This is a genomic window from Bacillus sp. 5w2 (assembly GCF_054353775.1).
Genome location: NZ_JBTIWT010000003.1, coordinates 435,470 through 461,398, shown reverse-complemented (window position 1 = coordinate 461,398; position 25,929 = coordinate 435,470). Strand labels below are relative to the sequence as shown.

Annotated in this window: 29 protein-coding genes, 1 pseudogene and 1 riboswitch; of the genes and pseudogenes, 22 read left to right on the top strand and 8 right to left on the bottom strand. The window is 35.0% G+C overall.

What is annotated here, in order from left to right; translation table 11 throughout:
• The first annotated feature begins 105 nt into the window (after positions 1 to 105).
• Positions 106 to 345: a DUF3894 domain-containing protein gene (locus ACXY7N_RS09800; RefSeq protein WP_016135324.1), complete on the top strand. Its 240-nt coding sequence runs from the start codon at positions 106 to 108 to the stop codon at positions 343 to 345.
• 77 nt (positions 346 to 422) lie between these two features.
• On the opposite strand, the gene prli42 is transcribed toward ACXY7N_RS09800, so the two are convergent.
• Positions 423 to 515 carry a stressosome-associated protein Prli42 gene (gene prli42, locus ACXY7N_RS09795; RefSeq protein WP_000549038.1) on the bottom strand — a complete coding sequence of 31 codons (93 nt, stop codon included), beginning with the start codon at positions 513 to 515 and terminating at the stop codon, positions 423 to 425.
• Between the two features lie 189 nt (positions 516 to 704).
• On the opposite strand from prli42, the gene ACXY7N_RS09790 reads away from it, so the two are divergent.
• From ACXY7N_RS09790 to ACXY7N_RS09780, 3 genes are all read left to right on the top strand, one after another.
• Positions 705 to 1,250 carry a GNAT family N-acetyltransferase gene (locus ACXY7N_RS09790; protein WP_016086366.1) on the top strand — a complete coding sequence of 182 codons (546 nt, stop codon included), beginning with the start codon at positions 705 to 707 and terminating at the stop codon, positions 1,248 to 1,250.
• A 127-nt stretch (positions 1,251 to 1,377) separates the two neighbouring features.
• A complete protein-coding gene (locus ACXY7N_RS09785; protein ID WP_016086367.1) occupies positions 1,378 to 2,496 on the top strand; it encodes a tripeptidase T in 1,119 nt (372 codons plus the stop codon).
• Between the two features lie 192 nt (positions 2,497 to 2,688).
• Positions 2,689 to 3,927, top strand: a complete 1,239-nt coding sequence (locus ACXY7N_RS09780; RefSeq protein WP_016135323.1) for a DNA polymerase IV — start codon at positions 2,689 to 2,691, stop codon at positions 3,925 to 3,927.
• 41 nt (positions 3,928 to 3,968) lie between these two features.
• On the opposite strand, the gene ACXY7N_RS09775 is transcribed toward ACXY7N_RS09780, so the two are convergent.
• The 3 genes from ACXY7N_RS09775 to ACXY7N_RS09765 all read right to left on the bottom strand — a co-directional run bounded on the left by ACXY7N_RS09775 (position 3,969) and on the right by ACXY7N_RS09765 (position 8,408).
• Positions 3,969 to 4,670, bottom strand: coding sequence for an MgtC/SapB family protein (locus tag ACXY7N_RS09775; RefSeq protein WP_016086369.1), 702 nt, complete (start codon positions 4,668 to 4,670; stop codon positions 3,969 to 3,971).
• Positions 4,671 to 4,781: 111 nt separating this feature from the next.
• Positions 4,782 to 7,487, bottom strand: a complete 2,706-nt coding sequence (mgtA, locus tag ACXY7N_RS09770) for a magnesium-translocating P-type ATPase (protein ID WP_116349047.1) — start codon at positions 7,485 to 7,487, stop codon at positions 4,782 to 4,784.
• 334 nt (positions 7,488 to 7,821) lie between these two features.
• Positions 7,822 to 7,989, bottom strand: a riboswitch (M-box (ykoK) riboswitch).
• A gap of 167 nt (positions 7,990 to 8,156) precedes the next feature.
• Entirely contained in the window at positions 8,157 to 8,408 is a 252-nt protein-coding gene (locus tag ACXY7N_RS09765; RefSeq protein ID WP_016086371.1) for a DUF3932 family protein, read from the bottom strand.
• A 189-nt stretch (positions 8,409 to 8,597) separates the two neighbouring features.
• Here ACXY7N_RS09765 and rnz point away from each other — a divergent pair, with 189 nt between their 5' ends.
• From rnz to sdaAA, 4 genes are all read left to right on the top strand, one after another.
• A complete protein-coding gene (gene rnz, locus ACXY7N_RS09760; RefSeq protein WP_016086372.1) occupies positions 8,598 to 9,521 on the top strand; it encodes a ribonuclease Z in 924 nt (307 codons plus the stop codon).
• A 562-nt stretch (positions 9,522 to 10,083) separates the two neighbouring features.
• The gene (locus ACXY7N_RS09755; RefSeq protein ID WP_223261017.1) at positions 10,084 to 10,221 is read left to right on the top strand and encodes a hypothetical protein; all 138 of its coding nucleotides are present in this window, start codon (positions 10,084 to 10,086) and stop codon (positions 10,219 to 10,221) included.
• A gap of 45 nt (positions 10,222 to 10,266) precedes the next feature.
• Positions 10,267 to 10,926, top strand: a complete 660-nt coding sequence (gene sdaAB, locus ACXY7N_RS09750) for an L-serine ammonia-lyase, iron-sulfur-dependent subunit beta (RefSeq protein ID WP_016086373.1) — start codon at positions 10,267 to 10,269, stop codon at positions 10,924 to 10,926.
• An 18-nt stretch (positions 10,927 to 10,944) separates the two neighbouring features.
• Positions 10,945 to 11,823, top strand: coding sequence for an L-serine ammonia-lyase, iron-sulfur-dependent, subunit alpha (sdaAA, locus tag ACXY7N_RS09745; RefSeq protein ID WP_016086374.1), 879 nt, complete (start codon positions 10,945 to 10,947; stop codon positions 11,821 to 11,823).
• Between the two features lie 53 nt (positions 11,824 to 11,876).
• Here the strand turns inward: sdaAA and proI are convergent, their stop codons facing one another.
• Positions 11,877 to 12,716, bottom strand: coding sequence for a pyrroline-5-carboxylate reductase ProI (gene proI, locus ACXY7N_RS09740; RefSeq protein WP_016086375.1), 840 nt, complete (start codon positions 12,714 to 12,716; stop codon positions 11,877 to 11,879).
• A gap of 165 nt (positions 12,717 to 12,881) precedes the next feature.
• Here proI and ACXY7N_RS09735 point away from each other — a divergent pair, with 165 nt between their 5' ends.
• Both ACXY7N_RS09735 and ACXY7N_RS09730 read left to right on the top strand, forming a co-directional pair.
• Positions 12,882 to 13,835 carry an MBL fold metallo-hydrolase gene (locus ACXY7N_RS09735; protein WP_016086376.1) on the top strand — a complete coding sequence of 318 codons (954 nt, stop codon included), beginning with the start codon at positions 12,882 to 12,884 and terminating at the stop codon, positions 13,833 to 13,835.
• 9 nt (positions 13,836 to 13,844) lie between these two features.
• Positions 13,845 to 14,639 (top strand): SDR family oxidoreductase, encoded by a 795-nt coding sequence (locus ACXY7N_RS09730; protein WP_488592373.1) that lies wholly within the window; start codon positions 13,845 to 13,847, stop codon positions 14,637 to 14,639.
• Positions 14,640 to 14,669: 30 nt separating this feature from the next.
• Here ACXY7N_RS09730 and ACXY7N_RS09725 read toward each other — a convergent pair whose 3' ends face one another.
• Positions 14,670 to 14,855 (bottom strand): YqzH family protein, encoded by a 186-nt coding sequence (locus ACXY7N_RS09725; RefSeq protein WP_016086378.1) that lies wholly within the window; start codon positions 14,853 to 14,855, stop codon positions 14,670 to 14,672.
• Positions 14,856 to 15,230: 375 nt separating this feature from the next.
• Between ACXY7N_RS09725 and argC the strand changes: the two genes are divergently transcribed.
• The 12 genes and pseudogenes from argC (at position 15,231) to ACXY7N_RS09665 (ending at position 24,279) form a co-directional block, all read left to right on the top strand.
• The gene (gene argC, locus ACXY7N_RS09720) at positions 15,231 to 16,268 is read left to right on the top strand and encodes an N-acetyl-gamma-glutamyl-phosphate reductase (protein ID WP_488592372.1); all 1,038 of its coding nucleotides are present in this window, start codon (positions 15,231 to 15,233) and stop codon (positions 16,266 to 16,268) included.
• Between the two features lie 10 nt (positions 16,269 to 16,278).
• On the top strand, positions 16,279 to 17,502 hold the full coding sequence (gene argJ, locus ACXY7N_RS09715; protein WP_016086380.1) for a bifunctional glutamate N-acetyltransferase/amino-acid acetyltransferase ArgJ: 1,224 nt from the start codon (positions 16,279 to 16,281) through the stop codon (positions 17,500 to 17,502).
• Positions 17,503 to 17,513: 11 nt separating this feature from the next.
• Complete coding sequence (gene argB / locus ACXY7N_RS09710) at positions 17,514 to 18,281, top strand: acetylglutamate kinase (RefSeq protein ID WP_016086381.1); 768 nt, start codon at positions 17,514 to 17,516, stop codon at positions 18,279 to 18,281.
• Positions 18,278 to 19,438: an acetylornithine transaminase gene (argD, locus tag ACXY7N_RS09705; protein WP_033660116.1), complete on the top strand. Its 1,161-nt coding sequence runs from the start codon at positions 18,278 to 18,280 to the stop codon at positions 19,436 to 19,438. The genes argB and argD overlap by 4 nt, the downstream gene beginning before the upstream one ends.
• A 12-nt stretch (positions 19,439 to 19,450) precedes the next feature.
• Positions 19,451 to 20,401 carry an ornithine carbamoyltransferase gene (argF, locus tag ACXY7N_RS09700; RefSeq protein WP_016086383.1) on the top strand — a complete coding sequence of 317 codons (951 nt, stop codon included), beginning with the start codon at positions 19,451 to 19,453 and terminating at the stop codon, positions 20,399 to 20,401.
• 473 nt (positions 20,402 to 20,874) lie between these two features.
• Positions 20,875 to 21,276 carry a PH domain-containing protein gene (locus ACXY7N_RS09695; protein ID WP_016086385.1) on the top strand — a complete coding sequence of 134 codons (402 nt, stop codon included), beginning with the start codon at positions 20,875 to 20,877 and terminating at the stop codon, positions 21,274 to 21,276.
• A 321-nt stretch (positions 21,277 to 21,597) separates the two neighbouring features.
• Positions 21,598 to 21,729: a hypothetical protein gene (locus ACXY7N_RS09690; protein ID WP_016086386.1), complete on the top strand. Its 132-nt coding sequence runs from the start codon at positions 21,598 to 21,600 to the stop codon at positions 21,727 to 21,729.
• Positions 21,730 to 21,742: 13 nt separating this feature from the next.
• Entirely contained in the window at positions 21,743 to 22,156 is a 414-nt protein-coding gene (locus tag ACXY7N_RS09685) for a hypothetical protein (protein ID WP_016086387.1), read from the top strand.
• Between the two features lie 169 nt (positions 22,157 to 22,325).
• Positions 22,326 to 22,844, top strand: a complete 519-nt coding sequence (locus ACXY7N_RS09680) for a hypothetical protein (RefSeq protein ID WP_016086388.1) — start codon at positions 22,326 to 22,328, stop codon at positions 22,842 to 22,844.
• Between the two features lie 99 nt (positions 22,845 to 22,943).
• Positions 22,944 to 23,147, top strand: a pseudogene (locus ACXY7N_RS09675) (Imm30 family immunity protein); the annotation flags it as partial.
• Positions 23,148 to 23,453: 306 nt separating this feature from the next.
• Positions 23,454 to 24,014: a DUF2062 domain-containing protein gene (locus ACXY7N_RS09670; RefSeq protein WP_080117867.1), complete on the top strand. Its 561-nt coding sequence runs from the start codon at positions 23,454 to 23,456 to the stop codon at positions 24,012 to 24,014.
• Positions 24,015 to 24,072: 58 nt separating this feature from the next.
• Complete coding sequence (locus ACXY7N_RS09665; RefSeq protein ID WP_016086391.1) at positions 24,073 to 24,279, top strand: hypothetical protein; 207 nt, start codon at positions 24,073 to 24,075, stop codon at positions 24,277 to 24,279.
• Positions 24,280 to 24,303: 24 nt separating this feature from the next.
• Here the strand turns inward: ACXY7N_RS09665 and ACXY7N_RS09660 are convergent, their stop codons facing one another.
• Both ACXY7N_RS09660 and ACXY7N_RS09655 read right to left on the bottom strand, forming a co-directional pair.
• Positions 24,304 to 24,750, bottom strand: coding sequence for a MarR family winged helix-turn-helix transcriptional regulator (locus tag ACXY7N_RS09660; RefSeq protein WP_000445819.1), 447 nt, complete (start codon positions 24,748 to 24,750; stop codon positions 24,304 to 24,306).
• Positions 24,751 to 24,822: 72 nt separating this feature from the next.
• The gene (locus tag ACXY7N_RS09655) at positions 24,823 to 25,602 is read right to left on the bottom strand and encodes a GDSL-type esterase/lipase family protein (protein WP_016086392.1); all 780 of its coding nucleotides are present in this window, start codon (positions 25,600 to 25,602) and stop codon (positions 24,823 to 24,825) included.
• Positions 25,603 to 25,929 lie beyond the last annotated feature (327 nt).

Here is a 25,929-nt window from a genome sequence, read left to right as displayed (position 1 = left end):
GAAAAGGTTGGCTTTTTCATATGCAATAAGTTGTCTTGACATGTGTACATAACCATGAGTTAATGAGAGTATAGAAAGATAAAATTAGATAAAGGGGTTGCTCATATGTACTTGAATCCAAAAATTTCGTATATGCAGTTTTTTATGGGATTTCTATTTGTTATTACATTCATATTGGCAACTTTTAATATATGTTCTTATCTTGTAGCAATTGTATGTATGGCATTACTCAATCTTACTTTTGTTATTGGAGCATTTCAGCAGAAACAATATACAAGTTTTATAATAGCACTTGTAATGTCATTTTCCTTTAGTATTGTAGCGATTGTGCTTTATATAAAATAAACCATCTCGATATCGAGATGGTTTATTTTATTATGTTATGTGTAAAAAGTAAAAAAAGGACGAACACATCGTCCTTTTTACCAAAACATACTTGCGCCAGCAAGTAATGTTGTTACAAGCATAGAAATTAGCATTACATAAATCATAACTTTTTGAGCTTTTTTATGCATCGTTATACCTCCTTGCAAATCAGTACAATATCATTGTAACGAGAAATGATATTGTGGACAAGGGGAGAGAAATGACAAAATTCGAGAAGTGCGTGTAAAGTATAACAGGAAATTTATATGTATGTAGAGAATATATATAATGATAGAGTATAAGTTTTTTTGTTATGCAGGCTGAAGAATGGAGATACGATGATGAAAATATATGAAACAGATCGTTTACATTTAAGGGAAATTGATGAGTCGTATGCTGAAAAAGTTCTTCAATATTACGACAGAAATCGTGAATTTTTAAAGGCTTGGGAAGAGTATAGACCGGATGATTTTTTTACGTTAGATTATCAAAAGAAAAAGTTACAAAAGGATAGAAAAGAGTTCGCAGAAGGTAAAATCATCAGATTATGGATTTTTAAAAAGGGTGATGATACGAAAATAATTGGGTGTATTTCATTTAATTTAATTGTTCGTGGAATTTATCAATCTTGTGTACTCGGTTATAAATTAGATAAGAAAGAGTTAAACAAAGGTTATACGACAGAAGCGCTTAGAAAAGCTATTCAAGTAGCTTTTGGGGAATTTCAATTACACCGTATAGAAGCACCGATTATGCCACGAAATTTAGCATCTATACAAGTAGTGACGAAGATAGGCTTTCAATATGAGGGTGTGTCTAGAAAGATGTTAATGGTCAATGGAGTGTGGGAAGATCATATGCGCTGGGTATTGTTAAATGAGTAATAGAAAGCAGATGGTTATCTAGACATATAAACCGTCTGTTTTTTGTCTTGTATTTCGAAACTTTTGTGAAATTCTGTTATAATTAATAGTGTTACATACATAATGGTAGTGCAGGAGGCGCAGTCTTATGATTAATCAAGAACGTTTAGTAAATGAATTCATGGAATTAGTACAAGTAGATTCTGAAACTAAATTTGAAGCAGAGATTTGCAAAGTATTAACAAAGAAATTTAAAGATTTAGGTGTAGAAGTATTTGAAGATGACACAATGTCTGTTACTGGGCATGGTGCAGGTAACTTAATTTGTACATTACCAGCAACAAAAGATGGTGTTGATACAATTTACTTTACTTCTCATATGGATACAGTAGTTCCTGGTAATGGAATTAAGCCTTCTATTAAAGATGGATATATCGTATCAGATGGTACTACGATTTTAGGTGCGGATGATAAAGCAGGATTAGCATCAATGTTTGAAGCAATCCGTGTTTTAAAAGAAAAAAATATCCCTCATGGTACAATTGAATTTATTATTACAGTTGGAGAAGAATCTGGTCTTGTTGGTGCAAAAGCATTAGATCGTGAGCGCATTACAGCGAAATACGGTTACGCATTAGATAGCAATGGAAAAGTTGGTGAAATCGTTGTTGCAGCTCCAACACAAGCGAAGGTGAATGCGATTATTCGCGGGAAAACAGCTCACGCTGGTGTAGCACCAGAAAAAGGTGTATCTGCAATTACTATCGCAGCGAAAGCAATTGCGAAGATGCCACTTGGTCGTATTGATTCTGAAACAACTGCAAATATTGGACGTTTTGAAGGTGGTACACAAACGAATATCGTTTGCGATCATGTACAAATCTTTGCAGAAGCGCGTTCTTTAATTAATGAAAAAATGGAAGTACAAGTTGCTAAAATGAAAGAAGTATTTGAAACAACTGCAAAAGAAATGGGCGGTCAAGCAGACGTTGAAGTAAACGTTATGTATCCAGGATTTAAATTTGCTGATGGCGATCACGTTGTAGAAGTTGCAAAACGTGCAGCTGAAACAATTGGTCGTACACCTTCTCTTCACCAAAGTGGTGGCGGAAGTGATGCAAACGTAATTGCAGGACACGGTATTCCAACAGTTAACTTAGCAGTTGGTTATGAAGAAATTCATACAACAAATGAAAAGATACCTGTTGAAGAATTAGCGAAAACAGCAGAATTAGTTGTAGCAATTATTGAAGAAGTAGCGAAGTAATATAATAGAAAAAGCGTGTAAATCACAATTGATTTACACGCTTTTTATTTTGATTCGATTGCTTTTCCCTTTATGTATTTTATGTAAATTATATAAAATACATAAAGGGAAAAGAACAAGTTATTTATTATAAATATTGTCCGAAATTTGATATAATGAAGGAACAAATGTTCTTTGGAGGGAGTGAGTACTATGCGAGAAATGTATCCGAAAAATGGTCGTGTTATTTTGCATGTAGATATGAATTGTTTTTTCGCATCTGTTGAAATTGCTCACGACCCATCATTACAAGGGAAGCCGTTAGCAGTTGCTGGGAATGAAAAAGAAAGAAAAGGAATTATCATAACATGTAGTTATGAGGCAAGAGGCTATGGAATACGTACAACGATGCCTCTTTGGGAAGCAAAAAGGTTATGCCCGCAATTAGTTGTAATGCGTCCTAATTTTACATTATATCGTGAAGCTTCCTTTCAAATGTTTCAAATTCTTTCCCGTTTTACGGAAAAAATACAACCAGTCTCTATAGATGAGGGGTATTTAGATATTACAGATTGCTACGCGCTCGGTTCGCCTCTTGAAATAGCAAAGATGATTCAGCAGGCGTTATTAACAGAGTTACAACTTCCATGTAGCATCGGAATTGCTCCAAATCTTTTCCTAGCAAAAACAGCTTCTGATATGAAAAAGCCTCTCGGTATTACGGTGCTTCGAAAACGAGATATTCCAGAAATGATTTGGCCACTTCCGGTTGGAGCGATGCATGGAATTGGAGAAAAAACAGCAGAAAAATTAAATGATATTCATATACAAACCATTGAGCAGTTAGCAAAAGGAAACGAACATATCATTCGCGCTAAAATTGGAAAGCATGGTGTTGATTTACAACAACGGGCAAAAGGTATGGATGATAGGGAAGTTGATCCGAGTCAAATGGGACAACATAAAAGCGTTGGTAACTCGATGACTTTTTCAAAGGATATGGATGAAGAGAAAGAATTGCTTGATATGTTAGAACGCTTATCAAAATCAGTGAGTAAAAGATTACAAAAGCGAACTCTTGTCAGCTATAATATTCAAATTATGATTAAATATCATGATAGGCGGACAGTAACGCGGAGTAAGCAATTGAAAAATGCTATTTGGGAAGAACGAGATATTTTTCAGGCAGCATCTCGTTTATGGAAGCAACATTGGGACGGTGATTCCGTTCGTTTACTAGGTGTTACAGCTACTGAAATAGAGTGGAAGACAGAATCAGTGAAACAATTAGATTTGTTTTCATTTGAAGAAGATGCGAAAGAAGAGCCGCTACTTGCTGTCATTGATCAGATTAACGATAAGTATGGAATGCCACTTTTACAACGTGGTAGTCAATTATTGCGTAAGCAGGAAAAGTCTTTTCAGCAAAAATTAGAAAATAAGTTTATGTAGAAGGTGTCATGAAGCTATAAATATCATGACACCTTTTATTTTTAAATTGCTTCTAAATCTAATGAAGTTTTCCACCCTGCTGCAGTAACGCCAGCTTCTAATAGCATTCTACTCACTATTTTTTCAATTAAGACTGCTGCATTTGTACTGCAATGTAATGTAGCTTGTATACACACTTTTTGCTTAGAATCTACGTCTTCACTATACAATTCTTTTAAACCGATGCCTTCAGAACTTACCATATGCATAAGTAAAAAACGAATATGGGCTTCATGTTCTTCTGAACAAGTAAGAGAAAGGAAGTAGTTCGTTTGTTCAGGTGATTCTTCTTTTGATTTCTGATTCATAAAGAGAGCGATTGGGCGAAGTAGTATATTTGCTAGTAAAACGCCAGTTGCACCTAATATAGCTGCAACGAGGAAACCAGCGCCTGTAAGAGTACCGACAGCAGCTGCGCACCATAGAGTAGCCGCAGTATTAAGCCCTCTAATACTAAAACCATCGCGGATAATAACACCGCCGCCTAAAAAACCAATCCCACTAACGACTTGAGCGGCAATACGTGAGGGGCTAGCATCATGATCCAGCATGACGGATAATAAAACAAATATACAGGCACCAAGTGATACGAGAGCATTTGTCCGCAAGCCAGCCATCCTGTGTCTCCATTGCCGTTCCATTCCGATGCAAGCACCTACAATAATTGCGATAAATAATCTTAATACAATGTCATACCATACCATCATGGTCACCTCCATACATATAAGTCCATGTTATGTTTTTGAGAATGAGTGGGGAGTACCCGCTCATTCTCATTTTTATCCCGCTATTTGCAGGCTGGTTAAAGTTTCACTTTATAACCAGCTATGAAACTTTTTAATATAAACTTTTTTTAGGAACTGTGTTAAGAAAGCATAGCCTAATAGTATTCCTACTAACCAAGGGAAATAGCTAAGTGGTAATGCTTGTAATCCAACGGCTGCTCCGAGTGGTGAGAATGGAATATAAATTCCAATTGCCATAATACAAGCGGTTAATAAAAGAACCGGTGCTGATGCAGTACTTTGAATAAATGGAATCTTCTGTGTTCTTATCATGTGAACAATTAAAGTTTGTGTTAGTAATCCAACAACAAACCAACCAGATTGGAATAATGATTGTTCGCTAGCTGTATTTGCGCCGAAGACGTTCCACATGACTACATATGTGATGATATCAAATATGGAACTGATTGGACCGATGCAAATAATGAAGTTCCGTAAGTTGGCAGTATCCCATTTTCTTGGTTTTTCTAAAAACTCTTTATCCATTTTGTCCCATGGAATAGATAGTTGTGAAATATCATAAAGCAAGTTTTGAATTAAAAGGTGAATGGCAAGCATCGGCAAGAAGGGGATGAAAGCACTTGCTACTAACACACTAAATACATTTCCAAAGTTAGAACTTGCTGTCATTTTAATATATTTTAAAATATTACCAAATATAGTGCGTCCTTCTAGAATACCTGCTTCTAATATCGTTAAACTTTTTTCAAGTAGAATAATATCGGAAGACTCTTTTGCAATATCAGTTGCAGTATCAACAGATATGCCAACGTCAGCTTCACGTAACGCTACAGCATCGTTAATACCATCTCCCATATAGCCTACAGTGTGACCATTCCCTTGTAATACTCGTATAATGCGTGATTTTTGCATTGGATTTAGTTTAGCAAATACAGTTGTTTCTTCGGCTAATTTTGCTAATGCTTTATCAGGTAAAGCATCGATTTCGTAACCAAGGACAGGCTCACCGATGTTTAATCCAACTTCTTTGCAAACTTTTCTTGTCACGATTTCGTTATCGCCAGTTAAAATTTTCACTTGTACACCATGTTTCTGTAATGCTTGAATGGCAGTAGCTGCAGATGGTTTTGGTGGATCTAAAAAGCCAATATATCCAGCGAGAATCATATCATTCTCATCTTTTATCACGTACTCTTTATCATGTAATGGTCTATCTTTTTTATAAGCTACAGCAATAACACGCATACCTTCACTATTCAACGTCTCACTTAGTTGTTTTACATTTGAGCGCATATCATCAGTAAGAAAAACAACTTTGCTATCAACTTCAGTGTAGTTACAAATAGATAAAATTTCTTCTACGGCACCTTTACAAACCATTGTATGTTCCCCTGAGCTATCTTTCACGATGACAGACATACGCCGGCGAGCAAAATCAAATGGAATTTCATCTAGTTTTTGAAAAATGGATGGATCAAACTTCTGGTTTTCTTCTGTATGTTTCATAACAGCTTTATCTATTAAATTTTTCAATCCTGTTTGATAGAAGCTATTTAAATAGGCATAGTGTAATACACGATCACATGTATTACCGTTAGGATCTAAGTGCCGAACAAGTACAACTTCATCTTCTGTTAAAGTTCCCGTTTTATCGGTACAAAGAATGTTCATAGCACCTAAGTTTTGAATAGAATTCAGTTGTTTTACTATTACTTTCTGTTTAGACATGTTAACAGCACCTTTAGCTAAATTAGCAGTTACAATCATTGGTAACATTTCAGGTGTAAGACCAACAGCAATAGCGATAGCGAAGAAGAAAGCCTCTTGCCAATCACCTTTTGTGAATCCGTTAATGAGAAGAACGATAGGTGCCATAATAAGCATGAATGTAATTAAGAGCCAGCTTACTTTGTTTACACCTTTATCAAAGCTTGTTTCTACGCGCTTGCCAATTACCTTATTTGCTAAAGAGCCGAAATACGTATCGGTACTTGTGGAGATGACAACAGCTTTTGCGCTACCACTTACAATATTTGTACCCATAAAACAAAGGTTTTCCATATCGAGTGGATTGTAATTTTTTTTCATGTTTTTCGGTAAAATATGTTTATTCTCTGTATGGTAGCAGTTTTCGTACTTTTCCACAGGAAGTGCTTCCCCAGTTAAAGAAGACTGATTCACAAATAAATCTTTAGCTGATAAAATACGCACATCAGCCGGAACGATATCACCGGCCGAAAGTGAAATAATATCGCCAGGTACAAGTTCTTCAATTGGAATTTCCGTTGGATCATTTTGCTTTAAATTCATTACGTTTTTTGTTTCGTGTACAAATCCATCTATTCTAAAGACGCTTGCCGTTGTTCGAACCATAGCTTTTAACTGATCCGCAGCTTTTTGAGAACGAAACTCTTGTAAAAAGCGGATCGTTGCACTTAGCATTACCATTACAGATACGACAATGGTTCCTTGTATATCATCTGTGAAAAAAGAGAGTGCGCCGAGAGCTAATAAAACAAAAATAAATGGATTTTTAAATGCCAGTAGAAATTGAATGTACCACGGCGATGTTTTATTATGAGCTATTTCATTTGGGCCATATAAAGAAAATCTATGAGACGCTTCTATTTTAGAGAGGCCATTTTGTGTTGTTTCTAAAAGTCGTAACGCATTGTTTACATCTTGTATTGCGACTTCCACCAGTAATCCGTTATTTGTTTTCATATGATTTTGATCGTATGAATGCTTTGTTTCTTGTTTTTGTAAATTTAACATTGGTAGTTCCTCCTTTTTCATGAAGGAGGAAACAATCTGTTACTCAACTATTTAAAATTAGGAGGAACAGCTTCTTTCCTACCTACATGATGAAATATTAACGTAAAACATATTATGGGTATCTGGGCCGAATCATCAATTGCCAACTGTTCCTCACCTCCGTACAATTTAGTAGTTTCTGAATATGCTATGTTTGTTTCATAGTAAGGTGCGTATATACGTAAAAAGACCTTTACTCAAAACGAGTAAAGGTCTGAATTCGCAGTTAAAAGAGTCCACAACAAAGACTGTTAGTAAACATAGATAAAAACAGTTTTTGTGTATGACAAAATACATGCACCTCTCCCTCGTTGAGTTTTAGCACTGTATAGCATAGGTACTGAAACCAGCTACGTTAAGAAAGGCCTTCATTCCGACCTTTCCTGTTGACCCATTGGCGTCTCTCGACATTTTTGGGCAGCAGCGTTTCTCTATACAGGAGCCTCACCTAACAGAGACCATATTCAATTACATGTTGAATGTTAGCACTGTAATTTTGTAGTGTCAATACATTTTTTTGAAAACTCAAATAGATTTATGCTGGCTATATAGTAGGAAATAAGAGGGTTTTTTTGAAATAAGGTGGGGAAATAAATAAAAAGCACTGATTACAGTGCTTTTTATTACAGATTATGAGATTGTAGTATTTTCAAAAATAACAATTTCTGAACTATTTGTTGTTGAAACGCGTTGTGCGTAATATGTTAAAGCTGAAGAAATATATGTTGGTAACGAATCATTTGTATGTGTTGTTGTATATTCATGGATTAATTCTTTCAAAGTCGTCCATTCTAATTGTGCTGGGTGATCAGACACGAAAGAACTTACCCAGCGATCAAATGAAGATGAAAAATCAGTTTGTAAACGAAATGCTTCTTTCATAATAAAACGCTCCCTTAAAATGTAGTATAATCATTTTAACATAAAATACGAACGATTACTAAGTTTTTTAAGTATAATGTTCGTGTTATATAGTTGTCTAGATGATTGGTTATGTAAATTCGATTTGCCATTTGAAATAACATTCCGTAAGATGAAAGGTAGATTATATAAAGAGCTGGAGGAAAGAAAGTGGAATTTGTATTTTTAGGAACTGGTGCAGGTGTTCCTTCGAAAGGAAGGAATGTTTCGGCAATTGCTTTGCAATTGTTAGAAGAACGAGGGCAGACTTGGTTATTTGATTGTGGCGAGGCGACGCAACATCAAATATTACATACATCTGTACGCCCACGCCGCATTGAAAAAATATTTATTACGCATTTACATGGTGATCATATTTTTGGGTTGCCTGGTTTATTAGGAAGCCGTTCGTTTCAAGGAGGGACTACACCTTTAACAGTGTATGGACCAAAAGGAATTAAACAATTTATTGAAGTGGCATTGTCAGTAAGTACGACACATGTAAAATACCCACTTGAAATTGTTGAGATAACAGAAGAAGGTACTGTGTTTGAAGATAATGAATTTCGTGTGGAAACGAAAAGATTGTCACATGGTATTGAATGTTTTGGGTATCGTATTATAGAGAAAGATATACAAGGTGCTCTTTTAGTAGATAAATTACTGGAGATGGGTGTGAAACCCGGTCCACTTTTTAAACGTTTAAAAGATGGAGAAGTAGTTGAATTAGAAAATGGCACGATACTAAATGGAAAAGATTTTATCGGTCCACCTCAAAAAGGAAGAATTATTACCATTTTAGGTGATACAAGATATTGTGAAGCGAGTAGAGAGCTAGCACAAGACGCTGACGTACTTGTTCATGAAGCAACTTTTGCGGCAGAAGATGAACAACAAGCGTATGATTATTTTCATTCCACATCTAAGCAAGCTGCGAGTATTGCACTTCAGGCAAATGCAAAACGATTAATATTGACTCATATTAGTTCTCGTTATCAAGGGGATACATATAAGGAATTATGGAAAGAGGCAAGAGAGCTATTTTCTAATACAGAAATAGCTACGGATTTAAAATCATTTCCAGTGGAAAGATAATAATGTTGTGAAAAAATGGTGACGAAAGGTTGCCATTTTTTTTATTTCTAAAAAAATTTAAAATAAAACTGTTATCATTTTATGTTTATATTGGATGAAACAGAAATTTTTAATGATGTGAAGATATAGGATAAAAATACATAGTACTGATTATTTAGAAAAACTGTTATATAAGTCAGATGACATACGAGTGGTACAAATAGCAAAAATGGATCGTTATTCAGAACTTTTAAAATTCATTAAAAGTAAGCGTTTTATTAAAAACAAGCTATAATGAAGGCAGAATATAATTTATTGTAGGCCACATGCGTTTTAGCCATTTGTCGTAACAAGTGAAGTTGACTAAATCGTGAGAGAGGAATATGAAAATTATAAATACGAAGGATATTACTATTATTTGTACTAAGTCTTTTTTCACCTTTTAGCTTTAAAGCACCAAAAGGTATGAAAGCAATGGGAGTTTCACTTGTTTATGCTATCCTTGTAAGGGGTTCTGTGTTAAACTTTGGATTGCTACAAGACTTTATTGTGGAGTATCTTATATTATTAGTAAATGAAGGTAATGCTAAGTTTCGTATTTATTATGATAACTGGTATTATTTCAGGATATATTGTTTCACTGTTATTCAAAAGCGATCCAATTTGTATAGCAGAACAAATACGTCGTACAACTGGAAAAGTAACCGATTCGGTAGCTTAATAGAATAGTAAAAAATTTTTTCATAGAGGTTTAGGGGGAGTTATGATGAAGTATCGCTCAGTATTTGATATTATTGGCCCAGTTATGATTGGTCCATCAAGTTCACATACAGCAGGCGCAGCAAGAATGGGGCAAGTTGCTCGCCAGCTGTTTCGTCATGAACCAGAAAGAGTAAGCATTTCATTATATGGATCATTTGCAAAGACGTATCGAGGGCATGGTACGGATGTAGCATTGATCGGTGGAATATTAGGGTTTGAAACAGATGACTTACGTATTCCAGAGGCGCTAGACATAGCAAAAGAGCGCAAAATCGAAGTAGAATTCATTGAAGAAGATGCAAATGCACCTCATCCAAATACAGCGAGAATTCGTTTGTATAAAGGTGAAGAAGAAATTGAAGTTGTTGCTTGCTCAATTGGTGGCGGTAAAATTGAAGTTGTAGAATTAAATGGATTCGATCTTCAATTAACAGGCACGAGTCCAGCACTACTTATTGTAAATAACGATCGCTTCGGTGCTATTGCAGCAGTAGCTTCAATCCTTGCGAAACATGAAATTAACATTAGTACAATGAGTGTTTCTCGTAAAGAAAAAGGAAGAAGAGCGCTTATGGTTATCGAAACAGATGAATTATTAGCAGATGAAGTAATTGAAGAAATAAACGCGCAAGAAAATATTTGTCAAGTAACTATTATGGAATAATTGCAGGGGGGACACACCATGTTTCGGAACGCAGCGGAACTAGTGGCGCAAGCTAAAGAACAAAATGTAAAAATCGCAGAAATTATGATTCAATGTGAAATGAAAACTAGAAGTATTTCACGTGAAGAAGTAATTGCTGGTATGGAAAAGAACTTAGTCGTGATGGAGCAAGCAGTAGAACGTGGTATTCGCGGAGTGAAATCACCAACTGGTTTAACTGGCGGAGATGCTGTAAAAGTTCAGGCGTATATGAAGAGCGGAAAAGGCTTATCTGGAGATACGATTTTGGACGCAGTGAGTAAAGCAGTTGCAACAAATGAAGTAAACGCAGCGATGGGAATCATTTGTGCAACACCAACAGCAGGGTCTGCTGGAACAGTGCCAGGTGTACTTTTTGCACTGCAAGAAAAATTACAGCCGACACGCGAAGAAATGATTGAATTTTTATTTACAGCAGGAGCTTTCGGTATGGTTGTTGCGAATAATGCTTGTATTTCCGGCGCGGCAGGAGGTTGCCAAGCTGAAGTAGGTTCAGCAAGTGGAATGGCAGCAGCAGCTGCAGTTGAAATGGCTGGTGGAACACAAGATCAAGCGGCTACAGCGATGGCGATTTCATTAAAGAACATGCTTGGTTTAGTATGTGATCCTGTTGCAGGACTTGTAGAAGTACCGTGTGTAAAACGTAATGCAGCAGGAGCTGCAAATGCGATGATTTCAGCTGATTTAGCATTAGCTGGTGTAACGAGTACAATTCCATGTGATGAAGTAATTGAGGCAATGTTTAGAATCGGACAAACGATGCCAGTAGCACTTCGTGAAACAGCTGAAGGCGGACTTGCAGCAACACCGACTGGTCGCCGTCTGCAAGAAGAGATTTTTGGGAAGAATAATAAATAAAAAATATATGTTTATAAAAAATGGAGCTCAAGTAAGATTGAGCTCCATTTTTTTTATTTTTCTTTTGCTATTTTTTCTAATGTTTTTCCAAGATCGTGTGATCGTTTCGTTGCTTGTGTAATACAGGAAATTAACGCTTGTTGAAAATTATGCTCCTGTAATACTTCAATACCTGCCTCGGTCGTCCCGCCAGGAGAAGTAATTTCCTTTCGCAGAATAGAAGGGTGTTTTTCACTTGCTTTTAGCATTTCAGCAGCACCAATCATCGTCTGAAGAATAAGTGACTTTGCAACATCTTCTTTTAAACCAATTGTTTTTGCGGCTTCTTCCATCGCTTCCACTACGTAATAAATATAAGCAGGCCCACTTCCAGATAATGCAGTGACAGCATGCATATCTTCTTCCTCTACAACAGAGACGAGACCGATCGTTTCAAATAAAGCGATGGCAGTCTGAATATGATCCGCTGTTGCATGTTTTGAAGGCGAGATAGCGGTAGCTGATTTTAAAATAGCGGCGGATGTATTTGGCATCGCACGAATAATCGGAACATCTTTTTGAAGTAGGTTTCTAATCGAGTGAGTAGAAACACCTGCTAATAACGAAATAATAAGCAGGTTATTATGTATATATTCTTTAAAAGGAGTAAGCGCTTCTGCAACATCCTTTGGTTTCATTGCTAGAAAAAGAATATTTGTATCAGTAAGTAGCTCTTTTTTATTATGCGTACCTTTGACGCCGTATTTTTTATGTAGCTCCTGCAACCTTGTCTCGTTAGAACGATTACTTACGGTAATTTGTTCGCTTTTCACAACATTTGCATGTAACAAGCCACCAATAATAGCTTCAGCAATAGAGCCTGCACCGAGAAAGGAAATATTTTGAATAGACATGATGTTCCTCCTTTAAATTTGGTTAGAAATTCTTATAAATGTACATACATTCGTTTTTTTATAGGAAACACCTCTTTTTATCTGAAAATAATGACAAATATATGGAGAAGTTGTAAACTGAAGAAGTATTCATTTTTGAACCGGAAAGAGACAGGGGGGCTAAGCATGACGGCGATTCACCGAATGGAGATTCCTGTGCCATTTGCAGTTGAAACTGTAAATGTGTTTTTAGTTGAGGGGGAGACATTAACATTAATTGATACAGGGACGAATACAGAAGGGGCAAGAAATGCGTTAGAAAGTCAATTAGGTGCATTAGGATATGCGATAGAAGATATTGAAACAGTAGTCATTACGCATCATCATGCGGATCATTGTGGGCTTTTAAATATATTTTCTGAGAAAACGAACATTATTGGACATCCTTGGAATGAACCTTGGATCACGCAAAATCCAGAATTTTTAAAGCGGTATCATGAGTTTTTTAGAGAGACAGCTTTGCAATTTGGTGTTCCAGCAGCATTTTTGAAAGATGAAGCATTATTGACGACAAGAACACTTAAATATTCTTGTAATAGATCGTTAACACATACTGTGAGAGAGGGAGATTGCATTGATTCTTTACCTGGGTTTACAGTAATTGAAACACCGGGTCATGCCTCCACTCATATTTCATTATATAGAGAATCTGATGGAATATTAATTGGCGGGGATGCTCTCATTAGTCATATTTCTTCAAATCCCATATTAGAACCACCATATGAGGGACAAACAGAAAGGGCACGCCCGTTATTACAATATAATCAAACGTTAAAGCGTTTAAGTGAAATGAATATTTCGCGCATTTTATCAGGACATGGAGAAGATGTTCTAAATGTGAAACAACTTATTGAAACGAGATTACAAAAGCAAGAAACACGTGCGTTTAAAGTGCTTGAGTTATTAAAGGAAAAACCAATGACAGCATTTGAAGTATGTGTAAAACTATTTCCGGTATTATACAAAGAACAATTGCCACTTACTATTTCAGAAACTGTTGGACAATTAGACTTTTTAGCATATAATCAACAAGTGATGATTGATGAATCTTCGCAACAATCGATTTATTATGCAAAGTAGGTGACAGCAATGACGGGACGTTTACAAGATAAAGTAATCGTCATTACAGGTGCTTCTAGTGGAATTGGAGAGCAAGTTGCAATGCAAGTTGCAGAGCAGGGGGCGACTCCAGTATTAATGGCTAGAACAGAAGAGAAATTAAAAACGTTAGTAGACAAAATTAAAGAAACTTATAATACGCCTTGCTATTATTATGTATTAGATGTAAGTGAAGAGACGGAAGTACAATCTGTTTTTTCAAAGGTATTACAAGAAGTGGGACGTATTGATATATTAGTAAACAATGCGGGATTTGGTATTTTTAAAACATTTGAAGATGCGTCAATGGATGAAGTGAAAGATATGTTCCAAGTAAATGTGTTTGGATTAGTAGCTTGTACGAAAGCGGTAATACCCTATATGGTAAAAAGGAACGAAGGACATATTATTAATATTGCTTCACTTGCCGGGAAAATTGCAACTCCGAAATCGAGTGCGTATGCAGCGACGAAACATGCAGTATTAGGATTTACGAATAGTTTACGCATGGAGTTGTCTAGTACAAATGTTTTCGTAACAGCGATTAATCCAGGTCCGATAGATACGAACTTTTTTGAAATAGCTGATCAATCGGGTACATATGTAAAAAATATGGGACGGTACATGTTAAAGCCGACATATGTAGCAGAGCAAATCGTACAATCGATGCAAACGAAAAAGCGTGAAGTAAACTTACCGAAGTGGATGGGCATTGGTCCGAAACTTTATGCGTTATTCCCAGGTTTATTTGAGCGTGTTGCAGGCAAATCATTAAGTAAAAAATAGGAGATTTCCATATGGAAATCTCCTATTTTTTTATTTTCCAGTCACATAATCGTAAACGATATCCTCAACTGCCTCGTATACATCAATTTTAGTATTTGAATGAATTATCGTTTGAATATGTTTAATAAGCATTTCCTGATCCTCATTTGACATAGGATTACATTGATATTGCTGAAAACTTTTTATAATCATTTTCTCAATTAATTTTTCATTCATGTTTTCCCCGCCTGTATGTACGTATGTATTGTTTTATCCCGCTATTTGCGGGCAGTAAAACTCCCACCTTAAAATTCGGCTGGAGCAAAGAAGTTAGGTGGGAGATCAACTGCCCGTAAACGCCCGATTGGTGTGGGCTAATAATCAGTGGGGATGAACAAAACCCCACTGATTATAGTTTCACTTTATTGTACTTGAAGTGAAATAAAAAAACTACTATGCACTATTTATGTATGAAAATCCGATTGTGTATATTGTTTTTCTAATAAAATTAAGTTTTTTAAGTTTATAAAATTTATAAATATTTAATTGACTCTATAAATATACAATATTATAATCATACTTAATTTAAAGAATCGATATGAGGAGGAGCATATGAAAGTCGCGATTATTGGAGCAACTGGGTATGGAGGTATTGAGTTAATTCGGTTATTAGAGCAACATCCATATTTTTCGATAGCATCTCTCCATTCTTTTTCGCAAGTTGGCGAGTGTATAACAAATGTATATCCTCATTTTCAAAATGCTCTTGTTCATACGTTACAAGAAATTGATGCGGAGGAAATAAAGAAGAAAGCAGAAATTGTGTTTTTAGCAACCCCAGCAGGAGTATCAGCAGAGTTAACTCCAAAATTATTAGCAGTAGGTTTAAAAGTAATTGACCTATCTGGAGACTTTCGTATGAAAGACCCTTCGACATATGAACAGTGGTATAAAAGAGCAGCTGCAAAAGAAGAAGTTCTTAGGGAAGCTGTATATGGGTTAAGCGAATGGAAAAGGTCCGAGATTCAAAATGCAAATTTAATTGCAAACCCAGGATGTTTTGCTACAGCTGCATTATTAGCGATATTGCCGTTAGTCCGTAGCGGCATGATTGAAGAAGATTCGATTATTATTGATGCGAAATCAGGGGTATCTGGAGCGGGCAAAACGCCAACAACAATGACTCACTTTCCTGAGTTATACGATAATTTGCGTATTTATAAAGTAAATGAGCATCAACACGTTCCTGAGATTGAGCAAATGCTTGCAGAGTGGAATAGGGAAACGAAGCCAATCACGTTTAGTACACATTTAATACCGATATCACGAGGGATTATGATTACACTTTATGCGAAAGTAAAACGAGAAATGGAAATAGAACAACTTCAAAAATTATATGAAGAAACGTATGAACAATCGCCTTTCATTCGAATTCGCACGCAAGGAGAGTTTCCAAGTCCGAAAGAAGTGAGGGGCTCAAATTATTGTGATATGGGTATAGCTTACGATGAAAGAACAGGAAGAGTGACAGTCGTTTCTGTTATAGACAATATGATGAAAGGGGCGGCTGGGCAAGCAATTCAAAATGCAAATATAGTAGCGGGGCTAGAAGAAACAACAGGTTTACAGCATATGCCGCTTTATCTATAAGGGGGACATGATGATTAAAGTAGAGTCTATTATCAAACTAGAAAATGGTTCAATTGTAACGCCAAAAGGCTTTTCGGCAATCGGTACAGCAAATGGTTTGAAAAAAGAAAAAAAGGATTTAGGTGTAATCATTTGTGAAGTACCAGCATCATGCGCCGCCGTCTATACAACGAATCAAATACAAGCAGCCCCGCTGCAAGTAACGAAAGAAAGTATAACGGCTGAGGGGAAATTACAAGCTATTATCGTCAATAGTGGAAATGCAAATGCTTGTACAGGAATGAAAGGCTTACAAGATGCTTACGAGATGCGTACATTAGGTGCGGAACATTTTGGAGTGAAAGAAACTTATGTTGCAGTCGCTTCAACAGGTGTAATTGGTGTTCCTTTACCGATGGATATAATCCGAAAGGGAGTTGCAACTCTTATCCCGACGAAGGAAGTAAGTGAAGCACGTTCTTTTTCTGAAGCGATTTTAACGACGGATCTTATAACGAAAGAAACTTGCTATGAGATGATTATTGATGGGAAGAAAGTGGCGATTGCTGGTGTTGCTAAAGGTTCGGGGATGATTCATCCAAATATGGCAACAATGCTGAGCTTTATTACAACAGACGCTCATATAGAGCATGACGTATTGCAAACAGCATTATCACAAATAACGAATCATACATTTAATCAAATTACGGTGGATGGAGATACTTCTACGAATGATATGGTCATCGCTATGGCAAGTGGATTATCAGAAACGAAACCAATCAATATGGAACATACAGATTGGGAAACTTTCGTATTTGCTTTACAGAAGGTATGTGAAGATTTAGCCAAAAAAATTGCACAAGATGGTGAAGGTGCTACGAAGTTAATAGAAGTAAATGTACTAGGAGCTCGAACGAATGAAGAGGCAAAGAAAATCGCAAAGCAAATAGTCGGTTCGAGTCTTGTGAAAACAGCAATACATGGTGAAGACCCAAACTGGGGGCGAATTATTAGCAGTATTGGACAAAGTGAAGTAGCTATTAGTCCAAATACAATTGATATTACTCTTCAAACTATCACTGTGTTAAAAAATAGTGAACCTCAAATGTTTTCTGAAGAGGAAATGAAAATGAAATTAAAAGAACATGAAATTATGATTGATGTGTATTTACATTTAGGAGAAGAGACGGGATCAGCATGGGGCTGTGACTTAAGCTATGAATATGTGAAAATAAACGCTTGTTATCGTACATAAGGAGAGGGAAGATGAGCGATTATATTGTAGTGAAATGTGGCGGTAGTATGTTGGATCAATTAAATGATGTGTATTTTGATTGTATAAAGAAATTGCAGCAGAAGTATAAGATAGTGATTGTCCATGGTGGTGGTCCAGAAATTGATGCCAAATTAAAAGATTGTAACATCAACGTAGAAAAAAGAGATGGATTACGAGTAACACCAAAAGAGGTTATGGATGTTGTTCAAATGGTGCTATGCGGAAGTACGAATAAAAAACTCGTAATGAATTTACAAAAGCATAATTTACTTGCGGTAGGTTGTTCAGGGTGTGACGGAAATTTACTTCAAGTTCAACCTGTCAGCGAGGAGATAGGATATGTGGGAGAAGTAAGTTATGTCGAAACGGCCTTACTAAAAGGATTAATAAATATGAATTATATTCCTGTTATTGCTCCGGTCGGGATACATGATAATGAGATATATAACATAAATGCGGATACCGCTGCAGCTGGAATTGCGGCCGCATTATCTGCAAAAGAACTCATTTTCATTACAGATGTAGATGGAGTATTACATGAAGGGAAATTAGTAAAGAAAACTGACGAATTCGAGATTGTTACTTTTATAGAAAAAGGTGTTATTACAGGCGGGATGATTCCGAAAGTACAGGCAGCACTAGCATCATTAAAAATGGGAGTGCAAAAGGTTAGTATCGTAAATGGGACGAAGGATTTTACCGAGGTTACAGGTGAGTGTATCGGAACGACGGTAACGAGGGGCGTGAGTATTGTATGACAAGTCATCTTTTTCAAACGTATGGAAGAAGAACTATTGAGTTTGTAAAGGGAGAGGGCACGAAAGTTATTGATAATAACGGTAAGCAATATTTAGATTTCACATCAGGAATTGGCGTATGTAATTTAGGACATTGTCATCCTACTGTTATGAAAGGTGTACAAGAGCAACTTCATGATATATGGCATATATCTAACCTGTTTACAAACAGCTTACAAGAAGAAGTCGCGTCATTATTAACAGAAAATATAGCATTAGATTATGTGTTTTTCTGTAATAGCGGGGCAGAGGCGAATGAAGCTGCTTTGAAGTTAGCCCGTAAGCATACTGAAAAATCTCTCGTCGTAACATGTGAGCAGTCTTTTCACGGTAGAACATTTGGAACGATGAGTGCAACAGGGCAAGATAAAGTGAAAGAAGGATTTGGTCCGCTCCTTCCGTCTTTTTTACATATCCCTTTTAACGATATAAAGGCGTTAGAGAAAGTAATGAATGAAGAAGTTGCGGCAGTAATGGTAGAAGTTGTTCAAGGAGAGGGAGGAGTCATACCTGCTGATCTATCTTTTTTGAAAGCGATTGAAACAGTATGTAATAAGTTCGGTTCTTTATTTATTATAGACGAAGTACAAACAGGGATCGGAAGAACAGGGACACTATTCGCTTACGAACAAATGGGAATAGATCCTCATATCGTTACTACCGCTAAGGCTCTTGGAAATGGCATTCCTGTTGGAGCGATGATTGGCCGAAAAGAACTTGGAATATCGTTTACTGCAGGATCACACGGTTCAACTTTCGGCGGGAATTATATTGCGATGGCTGCAGCGAAAAAAGTATTGCAAGTAAGTAAGAAACCATCGTTTTTAAAAGAAGTACAGGAAAAGGGCGAGTACGTATTAGAGAAATTGCAAGAGGAATTACAACATGTCGAATGTATTCAAAATATTCGTGGTAAGGGGCTTATGATTGGAATTGAGTGTAAGCATGAAGTTGCAAGTTTTATAGAACAACTAGAAGAAGAGGGACTTCTCGTATTACAAGCAGGGCCTAATGTTATAAGACTGTTACCACCACTTATTGTGACGAATGAAGAGTTAGAACAGGCAGTATATATAATAAAAAAAGTAATTTGTACAAAAAACGTATCAATCATATAAGGGGGAAGTTTCATGTCAACTGTACAAGTACCGAAATTAAATACGAAAGATCTTTTAACACTAGAAGAATTGACGCAAGAAGAAATTATTTCTTTAATTGAGTTCGCTATATATTTAAAAAAGAAAAAGCAGGAGCCTTTATTACAAGGAAAAATATTAGGCCTTATCTTTGATAAACATTCAACTCGTACTCGCGTATCTTTTGAAGCAGGAATGGTACAGCTCGGAGGACATGGCATGTTTTTAAGTGGGAAAGAGATGCAGATTGGGAGAGGAGAAACTGTTTCAGATACTGCGAAAGTATTATCTCATTATATTGATGGGATCATGATACGTACATTTTCACATGCGGATGTAGAAGAGCTTGCAAAAGAATCGAGCATACCTGTAATTAACGGTTTAACGGATGATCATCATCCTTGTCAAGCATTGGCAGATTTAATGACGATATACGAAGAAGTGAATACATTTAAAGGAATTAAATTGGCTTACGTAGGTGACGGGAATAATGTATGTCACTCATTATTGTTAGCGAGTGCAAAAGTCGGAATGAATATGACTGTGGCAACGCCTGTAGGATATGAACCGAGTAAGGAAATTGTAAAAAAAGCGTTAGCGATTGCTGAAGAAACAGGAGCTGAAATTGAAATTTTGCATAATCCTGAATTAGCGGTAAATAAAGCAGATTTTATTTATACTGACGTTTGGATGAGCATGGGGCAAGAAGGAGAAGAAGAGAAATACACTTTATTTCAACCTTACCAAATTAATAAAGAACTTGTTAAGCATGCGAAGCAAACATATTGTTTCTTACACTGTTTACCTGCCCATCGTGAAGAAGAAGTAACAGGAGAAATTATAGATGGACCACAGTCTATCGTATTTGAGCAAGCTGGTAATCGATTGCATGCGCAAAAAGCATTATTAGTAAGTTTATTTAAAAATGTAGAAGAGCCTTCCTAAGTGATGTACATCTCCAGTTGTTAGACACGAATAACAATTGGAGGTGTATTTTTTTATGTCTAAATTCTTACTAGAAGAAAAGGTAAATGAAAAAAGGTACTCCCTTCAGTATAAACTAAAAGTGCTTAATTATATGGATAGAAGAGGGACATCTAATAGAGAAACAGCTATTTAATTTTTTGTTTAACCTTTTGTTTCAAGGGTTTTAAGTTGATTTTAAAAATAGAGAAATTCCGAAATTCTCTTATAAAATTTTTAGGGATTTTAGTTTGTTTTTAAAGTGTGGATTTGAAATAAAGTTTAGTCGTTTTGAAAGAAGATTAACTTTTTATAAAAAAGGTAAATTAAAATATTGGTTTATTATGGAAATGTGAGTTTGCAGATGATATGTTTATAATTGTGACAGAAAAGAAGGGTTCCTATGAAATACTTTTAATGTAATGGTTAGGCTCAAATAAGAGAGGGGGGATAAGATGTTAACAAACAAGTACTTAGACGATTTATTCGAAGAATTAAAAATAGAAGGTGAAACTTACTTTTACTATTTCTACTCCTATGTAACACCATCATCATCAGAGTATTTTAAATACGGTCTTGGAGCATTGGCAGACCTTGAGCATTTAATCATATGTTTTACTGATGAAAGACTTATGGTATTAGAAATATCAATGAGTGGTAAGTTCACTGGGAATATAAAGTGTATAGGCATGAAAGATATAGAAAGTGTGAAAGTTAAGAAAGGTTTGTTTAGAACTAAGATAACCGTCACTTCAACAGGTAACAGAGGGAATATTGTAATTAAAGCAAATAGTTTTACAATAGGTTTATCAAATCAGAAGAAAAACCTAATAAAATTGGAAAAGCAGTATAGTTAAAGATACGAGACAACTAGGTTTTTATTTGAAGAAGGATTACAAAGAAATCAATCTTCTTTATAAAAGAATAATTCGATTAAATACTAAAAGAGCATGTTTTGATTAATCCTTTTTTCAAAACATGCTCTTTTCTTTCGCTTTTTTATCACGGTTAATAGCATTAAATAGTACGAAAGATATCAACTATACGACTCAATTTCTTGATAGGAAATTGGCTAAAATAAAATAGTACAATATTTCCAGGAAGTTAGAATGATACAAAGATTTTAGGTAGTATAACTGATGTAGGTAACTCTTCCCAGTTAAGTATTAGAGGAAGAGATGGAGCGACTTTTCATAGGGGAATTTATTGACGGCGTAGAAATTGATGCAATAAAAATAGGTGACAGTGTGGTTAGTGGATATCCAACAGGTCAAATTAATACACGATTACCAGGTGGATTTACCAAATAGAGGAGGGACATAAATGTATGAAAAAGTAGATGCAGTATTAGCTGAAAATAGCTCAGATAACTACTTCTATGATGATGAATTTATGTATGTACAGAAGTTGATAAGTGAATTTACTGAAAATGATTGGGATAAATTATTTCAAAATTTAAAGGACAGAGATGATAAATATAAAATTAGATTAGTATATTGTATAGATGAAGATACTGGGATGAATGGATTCAATTTATTACTAGATTTACTCAATACGAATGATGAATTAGCTGAATATGTAATAGACTCTTTACGTTCTTTTAACAATAAAGAATATAAAAAAATAATCGCTTCCAACAAGCAAATAATGGATAAGGCAGAGAATCTACTGAAAAAATCGAGTCTGCCAGTTAAGAGAATTTTAGAAGCATTTTTACAACAAAATACACAGTCTTAGTATTTATATCTTTAGAAACAGAATTGTTTAAACTAAATAAAAACGAACTCTATTATTCGAATGGCGTCAAATAATAGTTGATTGACTAGTAAGAATCACCTGTCACCATTAGTTGGTAGAGTATGGCCAAAATGCTAAACTTATCAAGTAAGAGAGGAGAACTAATTAAATGATTAAGCCTTTATATGCAGAAAATATTATAGTAGGTGTAAAATATAAAAATAGGTTCAATTGGTATATAACTGAACCGGATTTATGGTATTTAGATTATAATCAAGCTGGATACGCTCCTAGTGAATATCCAGAAGAAAGAAAAGGCATTCTTATTTTAAATGAGACTACAATAGCTGATTTTTTAGAAAGAATAGAAAAATATGAAAGATTTACAGAAGATATTAGGTTAGAATTTTTAAGGGAACTAAGAACTAATAGAGAAGAAGCCTATTATAATTATAACCCATGTTTCTTGATAGATTTTGATCGTTTAATTTTTTATTCTAATTATCCGGAATCAATATCTTTTGAAGAATATATTCCGAATAACTGGGAAGGTTATTTACAGCGATTTGATGAACAAGTACTCTATGAGTATAGATACTGGGAAGATAAGAATAAAAACTATGTAGTTCGAGATGGTGTAATAGAGAACTTGATTCATTTTTTTCAAAAGAAGAAAAATCGCAAATAGAAAAGAAATTGGGTTAATTATTAGAAAAATTATATAATTCGTGGTATTCTCAATGACACTTAGATTTAACTTCTAAAGATAGCACAGGATGTTCAATAGATGATTAACTCAGCTAAAGAATGGGTAGAAATTTTACATTATAGAATTTTTAATCATCTTCAAGTAAGATTAGCATATGGAAAAGTACTTTCGGGATTTGATCAATCAATTATGATTAGTATTAAAGAATTATTGATTGATATAAAAAATGAAGACCCTGATATGTTTAGTGAATCTGTTAATGAGGTAAGTAGGGACATCTAACCATCTAATGTTTAAAGTTGAAACGATATAAAAGCACATAAAGCAAGTAAGTGCTTTTTTCGTCTTAATATAAAAATAAATGACATGGGACAAACATTAGGAGGATAAATAAGAAAAAAGCCGCCCAACTAAAGTGCACCTCAAATTGTTAGACATGAATAACAATTTGAGGTGCACTTTTTTATATTGAAATGTCATATGTATATTTAGTTAACCGTTTTGATATCATTTATAATAAAAGAGGAAATGAAATTTGTTTTTCAGAGTGTGTAAGGACATACTAGGTATAAAAATATAGTTAAAGAGATGATGAGGATGAAAACAACTAAGAAAACATATTCGTTTTTTCAGCGGATGTGGAGAATATTAAAGTTTCAATATTATAAGTTGCTTCGATCGCCAGAAGGAGCGAAGAAAGTATCATTAGGCTTTGCGATTGGTTTTGGTTTAGAGATGTTGGTCATATATACGGCATCGCTCGTATATATAATATTTTATCCGATTGTTCGAATAGTAAAGGGATCTTTTCCTGCTGCGGTTATTGGCAATATTATTGGAAAAATATCGTTTCTACCGGTATTTTTATTTCCGTTTGCTTATGCACTAGGAAAAATGATATATCCATTTCATGTACAAAAAATACATCATGAACCATTTACGATATCTGATTTGTTTTCGAGTCATATTTTTACGATATTAAAGGGTTTATTGCAGAGTGAAGTGTATGTATTAATTGGAATGACGATTTTAGGAGTTGTGTTTGGTGTAGTTTCATATTTCGTTGTGCATTATTTATATGAAAAGAACCGTAAGTTACGTTTAAAGAACAGAAAGAAACGAGTGAGAGAACCACTCGTGCAAATATAAAGAGTGTCACATTCATTTTCTCCTTTGAATATGTTTAAGAAAAAGGGGGAGAGAATGAATGTATTATTATTACGTACCTCAAGTATACCCATATGTAAATTATTATCCGGTTTATGATATGAGTAGACAATACGAATTATATCGACAACAACAATTACAGCAATTATCACAAATACCACAACAACAGCCTTCGCAAGAACAAAAACCATATTTAACGACATGGCCATATTCAAATGTGTACTATGGTAATTATTACGAATCATAAAGCTGCTTCTATTTAGAAGCAGCTTTATACGTTTGTTTTCAAAATTAAATTTTGAATGGTTTGAAGAGAGTGAATGAGCTTTTCGCGCTCTTCCTCAGATAATGTTTGGAAATTTTCTTTTAATTTGTCTAAAATGAATTGTTGATATTGATTTACTAACAATTTCCCTTCAGCTGTTAGGGAAATTAAAATGACCCGTCGATCTTTTTCGCTATAATGACGCTCTATTAGTTCTTCTTGAATCAGTTTGTTTAATAGAGGTGTCATGTTAGGCCGTGAAATCGCTAGCCGCTTGCCGATTTCGGAAACTGCTAATGTGCCGTTTTCATGCAACAGCAGCAATACTTGTGTATGTGATGGCGGCATATGTCTTTGAGAAGAAAATTCTCCAGGAAGCATAAATTTGCGATAAAAAAGAGGCACTAGCGAAAGAAGATGATCAACAATACGTTCCCACTCGCGTGATTCCATATAAAGGCCCCCTTCCACTCTCATTGTAACAAAAAAGACATGTTATAAAAATAGAATTGTTTCATGGAAACTTTAATATTTGTAGGCTAACACTTTTTTTGTAAATGAATCGGCAATAATCGTATAGCCTTTATCATTTGGGTGTACTTGGTCAAAGAGTAATTCTTTTTTATCATTCGATATTAATTTACGAATTGGTAAAACGATAGATGGTTGATTTGCTTTTGAAATGGAATAAACAGATTCATTCCAGCCATCTAAAAACATATCTGCATAACTTGCGATGGAATCATCAAGTTGTAACGGGTTATAGAGTTCAGAAAGAATGAGTAAAGCATCCGGATTTTGGTCTCGAACTGTCTTTACAATATTTTTTACATCCGCTTCAAAATGCGCTTTTTCTTTATTTAACATTTTAATACCATCTATAACACCGACATCACGATTTAAGCGAAATAAATTATTTCCCCCAATATTAATTGTAATGATATTTGCTGCTCTAATTTTTTGCTTTACATCTTCTGATTGAACTTTTTTAGCGAGACGATCTGTTGTAAGACCGTTTATCCCAAGGTTTTCTACAGTAATTGGTTTATGAATTTGCGCTTCTATTTGTCTGGAGGCTAATTCAGCAAATCCACCTTGTGTTGATCCATAACCTTTAGCGAGTGAATCGCCTAATACGAGATGATAAAAGGAATCGTTTGTTTGCTTATCAATCCAACTTGGAGTAGATGTTTTTTCTGTTTTTTCTTCGGGTTCATTTTGTTTTGTCTCATCGTTCTTTTCAAAATAAGAATAAGAAATGATTAGAAGGAGGAGACAAACAATTGTTAAGATGACTTTTTTCATAAATTCATCCTCCTTGTAATTGGTAATTGTATCATATTCAGCAGTATTAACAATGTAAGGGCATATTATATGTTTATGAAAAGTTTATAATAACTTTACAGAAAATTTGTAGAAGTATGTCAAAAAATATTGACGATATGAAAGAACATTATATATGATAATGTCAGATAAGGTAAAATTCTACATAGTGGGAGCTTTATCTCCCGTTAATTGCTAGTCTTCATCAATTGATCGTTTAAGGGGACTATTCGTTAGCGCAGGATGAAATGAAAATCGTGTATCTAATAGAAGAAAAAAGGTATGTGGTTAGAGACTGATAGAAATTCA

Excerpts from the sequence above, each read along its gene's own strand:
- ACXY7N_RS09800 (WP_016135324.1), top strand. The coding sequence starts at position 106 with ATGTACTTGAATCCAAAAATTTCGTATATGCAGTTTTTTATGGGATTT.
- prli42 (WP_000549038.1), bottom strand. The coding sequence starts at position 515 with ATGCATAAAAAAGCTCAAAAAGTTATGATTTATGTAATGCTAATTTCT.
- ACXY7N_RS09790 (WP_016086366.1), top strand. The coding sequence starts at position 705 with ATGATGAAAATATATGAAACAGATCGTTTACATTTAAGGGAAATTGAT.
- ACXY7N_RS09785 (WP_016086367.1), top strand. The coding sequence starts at position 1,378 with ATGATTAATCAAGAACGTTTAGTAAATGAATTCATGGAATTAGTACAA.
- ACXY7N_RS09780 (WP_016135323.1), top strand. The coding sequence starts at position 2,689 with ATGCGAGAAATGTATCCGAAAAATGGTCGTGTTATTTTGCATGTAGAT.
- ACXY7N_RS09775 (WP_016086369.1), bottom strand. The coding sequence starts at position 4,670 with ATGGTATGGTATGACATTGTATTAAGATTATTTATCGCAATTATTGTA.
- mgtA (WP_116349047.1), bottom strand. The coding sequence starts at position 7,487 with ATGTTAAATTTACAAAAACAAGAAACAAAGCATTCATACGATCAAAAT.
- ACXY7N_RS09765 (WP_016086371.1), bottom strand. The coding sequence starts at position 8,408 with ATGAAAGAAGCATTTCGTTTACAAACTGATTTTTCATCTTCATTTGAT.
- ACXY7N_RS09755 (WP_223261017.1), top strand. The coding sequence starts at position 10,084 with ATGCTAAGTTTCGTATTTATTATGATAACTGGTATTATTTCAGGATAT.
- sdaAB (WP_016086373.1), top strand. The coding sequence starts at position 10,267 with ATGAAGTATCGCTCAGTATTTGATATTATTGGCCCAGTTATGATTGGT.
- sdaAA (WP_016086374.1), top strand. The coding sequence starts at position 10,945 with ATGTTTCGGAACGCAGCGGAACTAGTGGCGCAAGCTAAAGAACAAAAT.
- proI (WP_016086375.1), bottom strand. The coding sequence starts at position 12,716 with ATGTCTATTCAAAATATTTCCTTTCTCGGTGCAGGCTCTATTGCTGAA.
- ACXY7N_RS09735 (WP_016086376.1), top strand. The coding sequence starts at position 12,882 with ATGACGGCGATTCACCGAATGGAGATTCCTGTGCCATTTGCAGTTGAA.
- ACXY7N_RS09730 (WP_488592373.1), top strand. The coding sequence starts at position 13,845 with ATGACGGGACGTTTACAAGATAAAGTAATCGTCATTACAGGTGCTTCT.
- ACXY7N_RS09725 (WP_016086378.1), bottom strand. The coding sequence starts at position 14,855 with ATGAATGAAAAATTAATTGAGAAAATGATTATAAAAAGTTTTCAGCAA.
- argC (WP_488592372.1), top strand. The coding sequence starts at position 15,231 with ATGAAAGTCGCGATTATTGGAGCAACTGGGTATGGAGGTATTGAGTTA.
- argJ (WP_016086380.1), top strand. The coding sequence starts at position 16,279 with ATGATTAAAGTAGAGTCTATTATCAAACTAGAAAATGGTTCAATTGTA.
- argB (WP_016086381.1), top strand. The coding sequence starts at position 17,514 with ATGAGCGATTATATTGTAGTGAAATGTGGCGGTAGTATGTTGGATCAA.
- argD (WP_033660116.1), top strand. The coding sequence starts at position 18,278 with ATGACAAGTCATCTTTTTCAAACGTATGGAAGAAGAACTATTGAGTTT.
- argF (WP_016086383.1), top strand. The coding sequence starts at position 19,451 with ATGTCAACTGTACAAGTACCGAAATTAAATACGAAAGATCTTTTAACA.
- ACXY7N_RS09695 (WP_016086385.1), top strand. The coding sequence starts at position 20,875 with ATGTTAACAAACAAGTACTTAGACGATTTATTCGAAGAATTAAAAATA.
- ACXY7N_RS09690 (WP_016086386.1), top strand. The coding sequence starts at position 21,598 with ATGGAGCGACTTTTCATAGGGGAATTTATTGACGGCGTAGAAATTGAT.
- ACXY7N_RS09685 (WP_016086387.1), top strand. The coding sequence starts at position 21,743 with ATGTATGAAAAAGTAGATGCAGTATTAGCTGAAAATAGCTCAGATAAC.
- ACXY7N_RS09680 (WP_016086388.1), top strand. The coding sequence starts at position 22,326 with ATGATTAAGCCTTTATATGCAGAAAATATTATAGTAGGTGTAAAATAT.
- ACXY7N_RS09670 (WP_080117867.1), top strand. The coding sequence starts at position 23,454 with ATGATGAGGATGAAAACAACTAAGAAAACATATTCGTTTTTTCAGCGG.
- ACXY7N_RS09665 (WP_016086391.1), top strand. The coding sequence starts at position 24,073 with ATGTATTATTATTACGTACCTCAAGTATACCCATATGTAAATTATTAT.
- ACXY7N_RS09660 (WP_000445819.1), bottom strand. The coding sequence starts at position 24,750 with ATGGAATCACGCGAGTGGGAACGTATTGTTGATCATCTTCTTTCGCTA.
- ACXY7N_RS09655 (WP_016086392.1), bottom strand. The coding sequence starts at position 25,602 with ATGAAAAAAGTCATCTTAACAATTGTTTGTCTCCTCCTTCTAATCATT.